Source organism: Streptomyces sp. NPDC057280, assembly GCF_042668605.1.
Lineage (GTDB): Bacteria > Actinomycetota > Actinomycetes > Streptomycetales > Streptomycetaceae > Streptomyces.
This window is the reverse complement of the sequence record NZ_JBHUYR010000008.1, coordinates 213,410-227,255: the sequence shown is the minus strand read 5'-3', so window position 1 is coordinate 227,255 and position 13,846 is coordinate 213,410. Positions and strand designations below refer to the sequence as shown.

Genomic DNA, 13,846 nt, shown 5'->3' with positions numbered 1-13,846 from the left:
GCGCCGCCCCGGCAGGTGCCCCTACTGCAAGTGCCACTTCTGGTTGGCGGCGCCCGTGCAGCTCCATATCTGCGCGCGGGCGCCGTTCGCCGAGGAGTTGCCGGTGACGTCCAGGCACTTGTTCGCGGCGGTGTTCACGACATCACCGGTCGACGCGTTGTACGACCACTGCTGCGCGCCCGTGCCGTTGCAGTCGTACAGCTGGACCTTCGCGCCGTCGGCCACCGAGGCCGAGGTCACGTCCAGGCACTTGCCCAGCGCCCGGACCGACCCGTCGGACTGCACGGTCCACTGCTGCGCGGTCGAGCCGTTGCAGTCGTAGAGCTGGACGGCCGTGCCGTTGGTGGCCGAACCGCCCGCCACGTCCAGGCACTTGCCGGCGAGGCCGACGAAGGAACCGGAGGAGCTGCCGCTGCCGGACTGTGTGCCGGTCCAGGTGAAGGTCGCCGACGTCTTGCCCGGCAGGGAGTAAGTGGCGTGCTGGGAACCCCAGTTGATGGTCACCGTCTTCGCGGAGGAGGCGTCGTTGTAGGCGATCAGCGCCTTGGAGCCGTCCGGGTTGCGCCAGGCCACGTTCGGGACGGCGGACGACGCCGTCGAGGCGATGCGCTGGGCTCCCGGACGGACGAACTTCGTCAGGTGGCCCATCGTGTAGTACTCGACCGTGTAGTCGACCGTCCCGCTCGCCCCGTCCCCGTTGTGCACGGTGATCAGCCCGGTGCAGGTGCCGCAACCTCCGTTGTGCGGACCCATGTTCTGGTCCACGGCCAGCGACCACTTCGTCACCGACTTCGCCCAGTTGCGGGTGTAGTCGATGATGTTGTTCATGTCCTCGCGCTGCTGGTTGGCGATCCAGGTGCCGCCCGAGTGCTCGGTGCCGAAGGCGTCCAGGGTGGGGTACTGGTTGTGGACGGTGGTCTGCTTGGAGACGCCGCTGATGTCGCTGTAGCCGTGCCAGGCGATGCCGCCGAAGTTCGGGTTGGAGCGGACCGCCGCGTCGTCCACCGTCGCCGCCGCGTACGAGTCGTACACGTCCCAGTTCCAGTCGTGCGCCAGTACCTTCGTGGACAGCCCGGAGGCGTTGAGCTTCGGCAGCAGTTCGCTCTTGGTGAAGTAGGCGAGACCGGACGCGTTCCAGCTCATCGACGGATAGCCGGAGCAACAGGTCGGCTCGTTCTGGACGGTCACGTAGGAGACCGGAACGCCCTGGTCCTTGTACGCCTGAAGGTACTTGACGAAGTAGTTGGCGTACGCCCCGTAGTCCTCCGCCTTCAGCCAGCCGCCGTTGAGCGAGCCGCTGTCCTTCATCCAGGCCGGAGCCGTCCATGGCGAGGCCATGACAGTCAGAGAGGGGTTGAGCTGGAGCGCCTGCTTGGTCAGCGGCACCACGTCCGCGAGGTCGTGCGCGATGGAGAAGCTGTTCAGGTTGGGGTCCGTCTGCCCGGCCGGCACGTCGTCGTACGTGTAGCCGTACCGCGCCAGGTCGGAGGCGCCCATGGGATTGCGCAGGAACGACAGCCCGATCCCGTCCGTCGGCGAGAACAGCTTCCGCATGGTCGCGTCCCGGGTCGTCTGCGACAGCGCCCCGCTGCTGTTCATCAGCCAGGCCGCGGTGTCCGTGAAGGACGCGCCGCCGCCGGTGAAGGTCTGGTACCGGGTGTTCTCGTCGACGGTGATGTTCTCGCCGCCGCCCCCGGCCCCGGACTGGAAGGCGAACGGCGTCTGCGCCTGGAGGCCGCGCGTCACATGGCGTCCGGCGGAGTCGTCGGTGGTGGTGAGCCAGGCCGTGACCTGCTCACCGGCCGCGTGCGCGGGGGCCGTGGCCGCGGTGACGCCGGCCGCCGAGAGCACACCGGCCAGCAGCAGCCGGAGCGCGTGGGGGGCTCTTCTCGCGTGGGGGGTTCTTCTCATGGGGTGCATCGCTCCCTGACGAGTCGTCTTGACGGGTCTGCGGGGCCTTAGTTAACTCATGGCGTGATCTAAGTCATGAGTGAACTGCTCGAGCCAGAGTGAACCAGAGAGTCGAGGGAAGGTCTATGCCAAGAACCGCCCTGCTCGTCTCCGCGGCCCTGTCCGCCGCGCTGCTCTCGCCGACCGTGTCGCAGGCGGCCGACGACCCGCCGCCGGTCCCTGTCGACCGCTTCGAGGGCGAGGTCCCCTTCGCCACCCAGCCCGCGGAGGGCATCTTCACCTGGGGGAGCGACAGCGACGACCCACCCACGCTCCAGCTGGCCACCAGACCCGACGCCCCCGAGGGCGCCAAGGTCCTCGCCGGGACCTACGACATCAGCGGCTACGGCGGCTTCACCCACGACTTCGCCGCGAACGACCCGGCCCACGACTGGTCCGCCCACAAGGGCATCCGCTTCTGGTGGGACGGCCAGGACAACGGCAAGAAGATCGCCTTCGAGCTCAAGGACGGCGGCGCCAACGGCGAGGCCTCCGAGCTCTGGACGACGTCGTTCACCGACGACTTCAGTGGCTGGAAACAGATCGAGATCCCCTTCACCGACTTCGCGTACCGCACCGACTACCAGCCCGTCGGCGGCATCGACCACATCCTCGGACTGACCGAGACCTGGGGATACGCGGTCACCCTCCCGGTCGGCACGCCGGGCCAGTTCGCGATGGACGGCGTCGAGTTGTACGGCAGGGCCGACCAGTCCCGGCGCGCCTCCGTCCTCACCGACGCGCCGGTGTACCCGGTGCGGGAAGGCGGCACCGCCACCGTCAAGGTCACCCTGGCCACCACCGGCTCCGCGCCCGTCGACGAGCCCGTGACGGTCGCGTACGAGACGCCCGCCGACCCCGGCAAGGACTACGTCCCCGTCTCCGGCACCCTCACCTTCCCCGCCGGTTCCGCCTCCGGCGCCACTCGCACGATCCAGGTCCGCACTCTCAAGGACAAGGACGCGGAGAGCGCCGAGACCATCCCGCTGAAACTCACCGTCACCGGTGCCAAGGCCCCCGACGAGACCCCGCAAATCGTGATCGACGCCCACGGACTGCCGTATCTGAACACCAAGTTGCCCGTCAAGGCCCGCGTCGCCGATCTCCTCTCCCGGATGTCCCTCGCCGAGAAGGCCGGTCAGATGACCCAGGCGGAGCGGGGCGCGGTCGGGACCGGCGGCGACATCGCCGCGTACGCCCTCGGCTCGCTCCTCTCCGGCGGCGGCTCCACCCCCACGCCCAACACCCCCGAGGCCTGGGCGAAGATGATCGACTCCTTCCAACTCCGGGCCCAGGCAACCAGGTTCCAGATCCCCCTGATCTACGGCGTCGACGCCGTCCACGGCCACAACAACCTGGTCGGCGCCACGGTCATGCCCCACAACATCGGACTCGGCGCCACCCGCGACCCCCGACTCGCCCAGCGCACCGGCGCGGTGACCGCCGCCGAGGTCCGCGCCACCGGCGTGCCCTGGGACTTCGCGCCCTGCCTCTGCGTCACCCGCGACGAACGCTGGGGCCGCTCCTACGAGTCCTTCGGCGAGGACCCGGCCCTGGTCGACTCGATGGAGACGATCATCCAGGGCCTCCAAGGCGCCGCGAACGGGCGGGACTTGAAGGACGACGACAAGGTTCTCGCCACCGCCAAGCACTTCGTCGGCGACGGCGGCACCGCCTACGGCTCCTCCACCACCGGCACCTACACCATCGACCAGGGCGTCACCACCGTCACCCCGCAGCAGTTGGAAGCGATCCATCTCGCCCCGTACGAGACGGCCGTCGACCGCGGCGTCGGCACGGTCATGCCCTCCTACTCCTCCCTGGACGTCATCGGCGACGGCAAGGGCCCGGTCAAGATGCACGCCCGCGCCGACATGATCAACGGCGTGCTGAAGGGCCGGATGGGCTTCGACGGCTTCGTCATCAGCGACTGGGACGGCATCAACCAGATCCCCGGCGACTACACCTCCGACGTCCGCACCTCGGTCAACGCCGGCGTCGACATGGTCATGGCCCCCTACGCCTACCGGGACTTCCGCACCGCCCTCGTCGCCGAGACCGAGGCCGGGCGGGTGAGCGAGGCACGGATCGACGACGCCGTGTCGCGCATCCTCACGCAGAAGTTCAGGCTCGGCCTCTTCGAGAAGCCGTACGCCGACACGAGCGGCGCGGCGAAGATCGGTTCCGCCGGACACCGCGCGGTCGCCCGGCAGGCGGCGGCCGAGTCGCAGGTGCTGCTGAAGAACGCGGGCGGTGTGCTGCCGCTGAAGAAGTCCCAGAAGGTGTACGTCGCCGGCGCGAACGCCGACGACATCGGCAACCAGACCGGCGGCTGGACGGTCACCTGGCAGGGCTCGTCGGGCAACATCGTCCCCGGGACGACGATCCTGGAGGGCCTGCGCGACGCCGGGGGAGACGTGACGTACTCCAGGGACGCCTCGGCGCCCACCACCGGCTACGACGTCGGCGTGGTCGTCGTCGGGGAGACCCCGTACGCCGAGGGCGTCGGTGACGTCGGCAACGGCCACGACCTGGAGCTGTCCGCGGCCGACAAGGCGGCCGTCGACAAGGTGTGCGCGGCCATGAAGTGCGCGGTGCTGATCGTGTCGGGACGCCCGCAGCTCATCGGCGACCGGCTCGGCGCGATCGACGCCCTCGTGGCCTCCTGGCTGCCCGGCACCGAGGGCGCCGGAGTCGCCGACGTGCTCTACGGCAGGCGGCCCTTCACCGGCCAACTTCCCGTCACCTGGCCCAAGTCGGAGGCGCAGCTGCCGATCAACGTCGGGGACGCGACGTACGACCCGCAGTTCCCGTACGGCTGGGGCCTGACCACCCTGACCAGAGTCCCGGAGGGCGGGGCGACGACCCTGAAGGCCCTCGCCGTCGCGGCGGCCGCGGCCGAGAAGGCCGGGGCGGACGAGGTGGGGCGCGCCCTGGTGACCAAGGCGCGGCTGATCGTCCAGCAGCGGCCGGTGACGGCGGGCTCCGCGAAGCCCTTCGCGGAGGCGGACCACCTGCTCCTCACCGGACGGTACGGAAAGGCGGTGGAGCGCCTGCTGACGGCCTACCGGGCGACCTGACCAGGATCGATGTCCTGGTTTGGGAGGCTTCGGGTAGCGTCGGAGTATGAAGTCCGCCCTACGGACCCGAAGCCTCCCCCGGCTGTTGGCGGCCTTGGCGCTCGCCGCCCTGACCGTCCTGTGGCCGTCCCTCGCACCGCCCGCGTCCGCCGCCACGAGCGTCTCGGCGATCGCCGCAGCGCTCCGCGAGAGCCCCGTCTATGTGGACCCGGCGGCCTCCGGCGAACTGTCCCCCTCCGACGCCGCCACCCTGGCCGACCAGATCAAGAACGCGGACAAGCCGCTCTTCATCGCCGTCCTGCCGGCCGGCTACCCCACCCAGGACCTCTTCACCAAGCTGCGCACGGCGACCGGCGTCACCGGCTTGTACGCGATCCGCCTCGGCGACCGGTTCGACGCCCGCGCCGACTCCTCGGTCCTGCCGCGCGCGGCCGTGCACCACCTCGTCACCACCGTCGCGGGCGAGGACACCCGGGCCCAGCTGGGCGACTTCACCGACAGCGCGCTGACGAACATGGGCGGCTCGGCCCCGGCGAGCTGGGGCACCGGCTCCGACGACAACGGCGTCCCCACGGGCGCGCTGATCACGGTCGGTGCGGTGCTGGTGGCAGGCGGCGCGGGCACCTACGCCCTGGTCCGCCGCAACCGCCGCCGGCGCGCGGAGGAGCAGCGGGCGGCACTGGAGAAGCTCCGGGTGGTCGTGGACGAGGACATCACCGCGTTCGGCGAGGAACTGGACCGCCTCGACTTCCACCCCGCGGAGCAGGGCGCGGACGACGCGATGCGCGCGGACTACGAGCGCGCGCTGGACGCCTACGAGCAGGCGAAGACGCTGATGGCGGGGGTCGGCAAACCGGAAGAAGTACGAGCCGTGACGCAGGCCCTGGAGGAAGGCCGCTTCTCCCTCGCCCAACTCGCGGCCCGCCGCGAGGGCAGGCCCCTGCCGGAACGCCGGGCCCCCTGCTTCTTCGACCCCCGCCACGGCCCCTCCGTCACGGACGCCACCTGGACGCCCCCGTCCGGCGCCCCGCGCGAGGTCCCGGTCTGCGCCGCCGACGCCACCCGCCTGGCCGACGGCCGCGACCCCGTGATGCGCGAGGTCGACACGGACGCGGGCCGCCGCCCCTACTGGGACGCGGGCCCGGCGTACGGCCCCTGGGCAGGCGGCTACTTCGGCGGCGGCATCCTCCCCGGCCTGCTGGTCGGCACGGTCCTGGGCAGCATGATGGCGACCCCGTCCTACGCCGCCGACTACGGCACCGGTTACGGGGACTTCGGCGGCCCCGGAGGCTACGAGGGCGGCGACGTCTCGGGCGCGGACTTCGACTCGGACGACTTCAGCGGGGGGTTCGGGGGCGGGGACTTCGGAGGCGACGGGGGCGGCGGCGGGGATTTCGGCGGGGGCGGGGACTTCGGGGGCGGGTTCTGAGCGACGCGGGTGTGGGCCTCCCACAGCGACACGGGCCCGGCGCGTAGGTGCGCCGGGCCCGCGGAAGGTCGTACGAGAAGCAGGTGCCGTCAGATCAGAGAGTCGACGCCGCCGACGCTATCGCCGAGGCGAACGTGGACACCTCGGTGTAGACGCCGGGCGCGTTGGGCCGCGCGCAGCCCTCGCCCCAGCTGACGATCCCGACCTGGATCCAGGCCCCGGCGTTGTCCTTGCGGAACATGGGCCCACCGGAGTCACCCTGACAGGTGTCGACCCCACCCGCCGCGAATCCTGCGCAGATCTCCTCGCTGGCGACGAGATCGCTGTACGACCCGCCGGACGCCTTGCACGTGGCGTCACTGACGAACGGCACGGTCGCCTTGAGCAGGTACCGCTGCTGGGCCCCGCCCTCACGCGCCGCACCCCAGCCCGCGACGGTGAAGTCGCCGGTGTTGTACTGCGTGGTCGTGGCGATCTTCAGCGTGGGCAGGTTGATCGGCTGGGCGAGCTTGATGAGCGCCCAGTCCTTGCCGGTGCCGTTGTAGCCGGGCGCCTGCAGCACCCTGGTGGAACGGACCTGGACGCGCCCGCTGGTGGACTGGAGGTCGACGACCCCCGCGGTCGCGGTGATGCCGGTGTTGGCCCCGGAACCGCTCACGCAGTGCGCGGCGGTCAGCACGATCTGCTGGGTGTACAGCGCCCCGCCGCAGCCCATGGAGAGCCGGACCATGAACGGGAACTCGCCCTGCGCGGCCCGCGTGCCGCCGACGACGGGCGCGGGAGCGGCCTGGGCGGCCGAGACGGGCTGAAGACTGGCGATCGCGAGGGCGGCGGCACCGAGGGCCGCGCATCTCTTGAGGGCCGTGAGGAGTCTCTTCAACGTGATGCCTTCCGTGGGGGGTGGAAGTGCTGGGATCACAGAGGGGACGCGCAGATGCCAGGCGATACGGACGGGGCACAGCGGATCGGCACAGCAAAGAAGTGCCCATCGGATGGCATGAGCAAGTCAAATCTGTCGCTGGATTATGAGAACGCTGTGAGATCTGAGGCAAGGGGTGGAATCCGGCCACGTACCAAGGTCATTCCGGCCGATGCCGCGTTCACGTGGTCAGGCGCCGGGAAGCTCCGTCGTGGGACGCACCCTCGCCTGAATCCCGGCCCCGGTCACCAGGGCCAGCGCCACCAGCCCCGCACTCACCCACACCGGCGCCCGATACCCGTCCCCGCCCCCGATGCCCGCGTCGATGACCGCCCCGCCGGCCCAAGGCCCGCAAGCCGCCCCCACGTTGAAGGCCGCCGTGGCGAATCCGCCGGCCAGCGTCGGCGCGCCCGGGGCCGCGTAGAGCACCTGGGAGATCAGTGTGGACCCGACTCCGAAGGCGAGCGCGCCCTGCACGAGAACCAAGGTGAGCAGCACAGCAGGGTTCCCGGCGCCGAGCGCGAGGGCGGCCCAGCCGAGGCACAGGGCGAGCCCGCCGCCGCCCACGGTCACCCCGGGACGCCGGTCGGCCAGCAGCCCTCCGACCCGCACTCCGGTGAACGCCCCGGCCCCGAACAGCGCGAGCACGACCGGAACCCATGTGTCGCCCAGTCCGGCGACCTCGGTGACGAGGGGCGCGAGATACGTGAACGTGCAGAAGGTCGCCCCGTTCACGAGCGCGCCGAGCAGGAGGAGGGCGAGCAGCCCGGGCTCGCGCAACACCCTCAACTCACCGCTCAGCGCGGGGCCTTGAGGCGCGGCACCGCCGGGCACCGACCGGCCCACCGCCAGCACGGCCGGCACGGACAGCACCGCCACCGCCCAGAACGCGGCACGCCAGCCCCAGAGTTGCCCCAGCAGCGCCCCCGCGGGCACCCCCACGACACAGGCCAGCGTGACCCCGCCCAGCAGCATCGAGGTGGCCCGCCCCTTGGCGTCCGGCGGCACCATCCCGGCCGCGGCGACCAGCGCCACCGCCAGGAACCCGGCGTTGGCCAGCGCTCCCACGACCCGGGTGACGAGCAGTACGGCGAAACTTCCGGTCACCGCACCCACCACGTGCACGCAGAGGAAGACGACCAGAAACCCCAGCAGCGCACCGCGCCGCGACCAGCGCCGGGCGAGCCCGGCCATCAGGGGCGCCCCCACCACCATCCCGGCGGCGAAGGCAGTGGTGAGCGCACCGGCGTCCGCGACGGACACGTGCAGCTCACGGGCGATGTCCGGGAGCAGCCCGGACAGCATGAACTCGGACGTCCCCTGGGCGAACACGGCGACGCCCAGCAGGAACAACGCAAACGGCATGAAGGAACTCCGCAACCCGAAGCAGAAGAAGTCGAACACGGCACGAAGTACCGGCCGTCCGGGCAGCGCGGAGCGGGACCTGTCAGCCCGTCATCACGAACAGCCACCGGAGAGCCGGTGGCCGGAGTCTGGACGCCTCGGGGCTGGACACGCGGGCAGGCTACTCGGTCCGGGGCCGCCCGCGCAGGGATTAAAGAGCAGCGATCGAAGAAAACGATCGAAAGGAAGTGATCGCAAGGAAGCGATCGACAGGGAACGGTCGAAAGGCAGCGCGAAGCGCCGGTGCGTCACGTCGACTCACCGGCGCTCTCGCCGAGGCATCACGCGTTCTTGATCGCGGAGATGTCGAAGTGCAGCTTGATCTTGTCGGAGACCAGGACGCCGCCCGTCTCCAGGGCCGCGTTCCAGGTCAGGCCCCAGTCGGAGCGCTTGATCTCCGCCTTGCCCTCGAAGCCGACGCGCTCGTTGCCGAAGGGGTCCTTGGCCGCGCCGTTGAACTCCAGGTCGATGGTGATCGGGCGGGTCGTACCGAGAATCTCCAGGTCACCGGTGATGCGGTAGTCCTCGTCGCCCAGGGCCTCCGCCTTGGTGGAGCGGAAGGTCATGGTCGGGAACTCGTCGATCTTGAAGAAGTCCGCGCTCTTGAGGTGGCCGTCACGGTCGGCGGAGCCGGTGTCGATGCTCTCCATCTTGACGTCGACGGAGGCCGTCGACGCGGACGGGTCGGCGCCGTCGAGGTGCAGCGAGCCGGTGAAGTCGTTGAACTTGCCCTTGACGTTGGTGACCATGGCGTGCCGGACGGTGAAGCCGATGGTGGAGTGCGAGGCGTCGATCGTGTAGTCACCGGTCAGGGCGGTCAGGTCGGTGTTCGCCATGGTGTGCTCCTTCGGAGTGTGTAAGTTGAACGTTGAACTAACCAACACGGACGACCGTAGACCTATTCCATTCAAGTTTCAACGTCATCCGCAATGTGTTGGCGTGAATACGCTGAGGTGGTAGATGCCCAGGGCATGACCTCACGTCACGGTGACTCCATGAGACTCACCCGCAGGGCCCTCTTACTCGCGGCGACCCTCGTCGCCACCCGCACCTCGGTGAGCCGCGCCGCCGACCCCGGTCCCGGCCCCGACCCGTACGCCGACCTCCGCCACCGCTGGCTCGACATCGCCCTCGGCACCGGCTACGACCCCACCTCCGAGCCGTACGCCTCCCGCCTCGCCGAGACCGGCACCCTGGCCCGCGCCTTCCGCGCCGCCATGGCCCCCACCGCCCGTTCCCTGTGGCCCGACCGCCCCTACGACCCGCCCTCCGGCATCACCCAGAGCTACAGCCGCCTGTGGACGATGGCGCAGGCGTACGTCCAGCCCGGCACCGGCTCCACCGGCGACGACGCCCTCCTCTCGGACGTGATCCGCGGCCTGGACCACCTCTCCGCCACGATCTACAACCCCACCACCACCCGCTACGGCAACTGGTGGGAATGGCAGATCGGCAGCCCCCGCCTCCTCATGGACGTCACGGCCGCCCTCCACGACCACCTCACGGACGCGCAGCGGCAAGCGGCCTGCGCCGCCGTCGACCACTTCATCCCCGACGCGATGCTCACCGACTACTCCGGCACCTCCACCGGCGCCAACCGCGTCGACCTGTGCCGCTCGGTCGCCCTGCGCGGCATCCTCGGCCGCGCCCCCGACCGCATCGCCCTCGCCCGCGACGCCCTCTCGCCGGTCTTCCCCCACGTCACCCAGGGGGACGGCCTCTACGCCGACGGTTCCTTCGTGCAGCACACCTGGGTCGCCTACTCGGGGACGTACGGCCAGGTCCTCCTCGACGGCCTCGGACGTCTCCTCGCCCTTCTCGCGGGATCCGGGTGGGAGGTCACCGACCCCGCCCGGCAGATCGTCCTCGACAGCGTCGAGCAGGCCTACGCACCGCTGATCCATGACGGGTTGATGATGGACAGCGTCAACGGCCGTGCCATCAGCCGCGGTTACCTCAAGAGCGACGACCGGCACGTCATGCGCAGCGACCACTTCCACGGCCAGGGGGTCATCGCCGCGATCGCCCTCCTCGCGGACGGCGCGAGCCCCGCGGAGCGACAGCGCTGGTACGGCCGTATCAAGGACTGGATCGAACGGGACACCATCACACCGATCTTGACAGCGCGTCAGTTCGGGGTCGCGGACCTGGCCCGGCTCCGGGAGGTGGCCGAATCACCCGTCCCCGCCGTCCCGGCCCCCACCGGCCACCACCTCTTCGCCGCCATGGACCGCGCCGTCCACCGCCGCCCGCGCTTCGTCGCGAACATCGCCATGGCGAGCGACCGCATCGCCCACTACGAGTGCGGCAACGGCGAGAACCCGCGCGGCTGGCACACGGGAGCCGGAATGCTCTCGTGGTGGGCCGAGGGCAACGGGGACCAGTTCACCGACTGGTACTGGCCGACCGTCGACTGGTACCGCCTCCCCGGTACGACCGTGTCCACCCGCCGCCTCCCCGACAAGGCCGGCGGCGAGTGGGGCGAGCCCAAGCCCGACGTGCGCTGGGTGGGAGGGGCGACGGACGGTGAGTACGCGGCGGTCGGCCAGCACCTGAAAGGGCTCGGCTCCACCCTCCAGGCCCGCAAGTCGTGGTTCTGCGTCGACGACGCGGTGATCTGCCTGGGCGCCGGCATCACCTGCGCCGACGGCGTCCCGGTCGAGACGGTCGTCGACAACCGCAACCTCGGCGAGAACGGCACCCAGCCCTTCGTACGCGGCGACGGCTGGGCCCACCTCGAAGGCCACGGCGGCTACGTCCTGCCGTACGGCGCCCTCCGCGCCCTCCGTGAGGACCGCACCGGAGCCTGGTCCGACATCAACACCACCAGTACGACGGAACGGGCCACCCGGCGCTGGCAGACCCTCTGGCTCGACCACGGCACCGACCCCGTCGACGCCACGTACGTCTATGTCCTCCTGCCCGGCGCCGACCGCCACGAGACGGCCGCCCGGGCCGCCGACCGGCGCTGGCTGTCCGTCCTCGCCAACGACGGCACCCGGCAGGCGGTCCGGGTCCCCGCCCTGGGCCTGACGGCCGCCAACTTCTGGCAGGCCGGTACGGCAGGGCCGCTGACCGCCTCAGCGGGCGCGAGCGTGCTTCTCCGCCGCAGGGGCCGCACCGCTACCCTCTGCGTCAGCGAGCCGCCGCGCACCGGTGAGCCGCTGGAGATCGTCTGGGACCACCCCGTACGCGCGGTCCTCCGGGCCGACGACCCCGTCGAGATCCTCGGCGCAGGCCGCCGTCTGCGCGTCCGTGTCACCCCGGGGAGGGCATGTGCCACGCACGAATGTGAGGTGGCTCTCGGCTGACCACTTTGTGAGACCTCTACAAGCGGGAAGCCCCCTGGGCAGTCGGAAAGGCTGCATGCCGCTCAAGTTCTGTTCAGGGGTACCAGGAAAACGGGCCGGAGACTGTACGGAGTCGACGGCCCGCTTTCCTTGCCGCGCTTCGTAAGGTCGCTACATGACCGTTTTGGATGACGCGCCGGGTGAGCCGACGGACGCACGCGGACGAGTGGCCGAGCTGCACGAGATCCGTGCCCAGGCACTGGCCGGACCGAGCGAGAAGGCGACCGAGGCACAGCACGCCAAGGGCAAGCTGACCGCCCGGGAGCGCATCGAACTCCTTCTCGACCCCGGGTCCTTCCAGGAGGTCGAGCAGCTGCGCCGGCACCGCGCGGTCGGCTTCGGCCTGGAGGCCAAGAAGCCGTTCACCGACGGTGTCATCACCGGCTGGGGCACGGTCGAGGGCCGTACGGTCTTCGTCTACGCGCACGACTTCCGGATCTTCGGCGGCGCGCTGGGCGAGGCCCACGCCACCAAGATCCACAAGATCATGGACATGGCCATCGCGGCCGGTGCCCCGCTGGTCTCCCTCAACGACGGCGCCGGTGCCCGCATCCAGGAGGGTGTCTCCGCCCTCGCGGGGTACGGCGGCATCTTCCAGCGCAACACCAAGGCGTCCGGCGTCATCCCGCAGATCTCGGTGATGCTCGGCCCGTGCGCCGGCGGCGCGGCCTACAGCCCCGCCCTCACGGACTTCGTGTTCATGGTCCGCGAGACCTCGCAGATGTTCATCACCGGCCCGGACGTCGTCAAGGCCGTGACCGGCGAGGAGATCACGCAGAACGGCCTCGGCGGCGCCGACGTCCACGCCGAGACCTCGGGCGTCTGCCACTTCGCGTACGACGACGAGGAGACCTGCATCGCGGAGGTGCGCTACCTCCTCTCGCTGCTCCCGCAGAACAACCGCGAGAACCCGCCGCGCGTGGAGTCCAGCGACGCGCCGGACCGCCGCGGCGACGTCCTGCTGGACCTGGTCCCGGCCGACGGCAACCGGCCGTACGACATGGCCAAGGTCATCGAGGAGATCGTCGACGACGGCGACTACCTGGAGGTCCACGAGCGCTGGGCCCGCAACATCATCTGCGCCCTCGCCCGCCTCGACGGCCAGGTCGTCGGCATCGTGGCCAACCAGCCGCAGTCCCTCGCGGGCGTCCTGGACATCGAGGCATCGGAAAAAGCTGCGCGCTTTGTCCAGATGTGTGACGCTTTTAACATCCCGATCGTCACCTTCCTGGACGTCCCCGGGTTCCTCCCGGGCGTCGACCAGGAGCACGGCGGCATCATCCGCCACGGCGCGAAGCTCCTTTACGCCTACTGCAACGCGACCGTGCCGCGGATCTCGCTGATCCTGCGCAAGGCGTACGGCGGTGCCTACATCGTCATGGACAGCCAGTCCATCGGCGCTGACCTCACCTACGCGTGGCCGACGAACGAGATCGCCGTCATGGGCGCCGAGGGCGCGGCCAACGTGATCTTCCGCCGGCAGATCGCCGAGGCCGAGGACCCCGAGGCCATGCGGCAGAAGATGGTCAAGGAGTACAAGTCCGAGCTGATGCACCCGTATTACGCGGCGGAGCGCGGCCTGGTGGACGACGTGATCGACCCCGCCGAGACCCGCGAGGTCCTCATCAAGTCCCTGGCGATGCTGCAGACGAAGCACGCCGACCTGCCCTCCCGCAAGCACGGCAACCCCCCGCAGTAACCCACAGGTACCGCT

8 protein-coding genes are annotated in these 13,846 nt (G+C 70.5%); 4 read left to right on the top strand and 4 right to left on the bottom strand.

Annotated elements, in window-relative coordinates; genetic code table 11:
* Nucleotides 1–21: 21 nt before the first annotated feature.
* Nucleotides 22–1,920: a ricin-type beta-trefoil lectin domain protein gene (locus ACFUO4_RS35670; protein WP_383492671.1), complete on the bottom strand. Its 1,899-nt coding sequence runs from the start codon at nt 1,918–1,920 to the stop codon at nt 22–24.
* 116 nt (nt 1,921–2,036) lie between these two features.
* Here ACFUO4_RS35670 and ACFUO4_RS35665 point away from each other — a divergent pair, with 116 nt between their 5' ends.
* Nucleotides 2,037–5,030 carry a glycoside hydrolase family 3 N-terminal domain-containing protein gene (locus ACFUO4_RS35665; RefSeq protein ID WP_383492668.1) on the top strand — a complete coding sequence of 998 codons (2,994 nt, stop codon included), beginning with the start codon at nt 2,037–2,039 and terminating at the stop codon, nt 5,028–5,030.
* A 46-nt stretch (nt 5,031–5,076) separates the two neighbouring features.
* The gene (locus ACFUO4_RS35660; RefSeq protein WP_383492666.1) at nt 5,077–6,459 is read left to right on the top strand and encodes a hypothetical protein; all 1,383 of its coding nucleotides are present in this window, start codon (nt 5,077–5,079) and stop codon (nt 6,457–6,459) included.
* 94 nt (nt 6,460–6,553) lie between these two features.
* On the opposite strand, the gene ACFUO4_RS35655 is transcribed toward ACFUO4_RS35660, so the two are convergent.
* The 3 genes from ACFUO4_RS35655 to ACFUO4_RS35645 all read right to left on the bottom strand — a co-directional run bounded on the left by ACFUO4_RS35655 (nt 6,554) and on the right by ACFUO4_RS35645 (nt 9,618).
* Complete coding sequence (locus ACFUO4_RS35655; protein WP_383492663.1) at nt 6,554–7,339, bottom strand: S1 family peptidase; 786 nt, start codon at nt 7,337–7,339, stop codon at nt 6,554–6,556.
* A 228-nt stretch (nt 7,340–7,567) separates the two neighbouring features.
* Nucleotides 7,568–8,743: a Cmx/CmrA family chloramphenicol efflux MFS transporter gene (locus ACFUO4_RS35650; RefSeq protein WP_383492660.1), complete on the bottom strand. Its 1,176-nt coding sequence runs from the start codon at nt 8,741–8,743 to the stop codon at nt 7,568–7,570.
* 320 nt (nt 8,744–9,063) lie between these two features.
* Nucleotides 9,064–9,618 (bottom strand): YceI family protein, encoded by a 555-nt coding sequence (locus ACFUO4_RS35645; protein WP_383492657.1) that lies wholly within the window; start codon nt 9,616–9,618, stop codon nt 9,064–9,066.
* 159 nt (nt 9,619–9,777) lie between these two features.
* Between ACFUO4_RS35645 and ACFUO4_RS35640 the strand changes: the two genes are divergently transcribed.
* Both ACFUO4_RS35640 and ACFUO4_RS35635 read left to right on the top strand, forming a co-directional pair.
* Complete coding sequence (locus ACFUO4_RS35640; RefSeq protein WP_383492654.1) at nt 9,778–12,093, top strand: polysaccharide lyase 8 family protein; 2,316 nt, start codon at nt 9,778–9,780, stop codon at nt 12,091–12,093.
* A gap of 154 nt (nt 12,094–12,247) precedes the next feature.
* Complete coding sequence (locus ACFUO4_RS35635; protein ID WP_079310815.1) at nt 12,248–13,831, top strand: acyl-CoA carboxylase subunit beta; 1,584 nt, start codon at nt 12,248–12,250, stop codon at nt 13,829–13,831.
* The last annotated feature ends 15 nt before the right edge of the window (nt 13,832–13,846 follow it).

Coding starts and splice junctions, on each gene's coding strand:
- ACFUO4_RS35670 (WP_383492671.1), bottom strand. CDS start 1,920: ATGCACCCCATGAGAAGAACCCCCCACGCGAGAAGAGCCCCCCACGCG.
- ACFUO4_RS35665 (WP_383492668.1), top strand. CDS start 2,037: ATGCCAAGAACCGCCCTGCTCGTCTCCGCGGCCCTGTCCGCCGCGCTG.
- ACFUO4_RS35660 (WP_383492666.1), top strand. CDS start 5,077: ATGAAGTCCGCCCTACGGACCCGAAGCCTCCCCCGGCTGTTGGCGGCC.
- ACFUO4_RS35650 (WP_383492660.1), bottom strand. CDS start 8,743: ATGCCGTTTGCGTTGTTCCTGCTGGGCGTCGCCGTGTTCGCCCAGGGG.
- ACFUO4_RS35645 (WP_383492657.1), bottom strand. CDS start 9,618: ATGGCGAACACCGACCTGACCGCCCTGACCGGTGACTACACGATCGAC.
- ACFUO4_RS35640 (WP_383492654.1), top strand. CDS start 9,778: ATGAGACTCACCCGCAGGGCCCTCTTACTCGCGGCGACCCTCGTCGCC.
- ACFUO4_RS35635 (WP_079310815.1), top strand. CDS start 12,248: ATGACCGTTTTGGATGACGCGCCGGGTGAGCCGACGGACGCACGCGGA.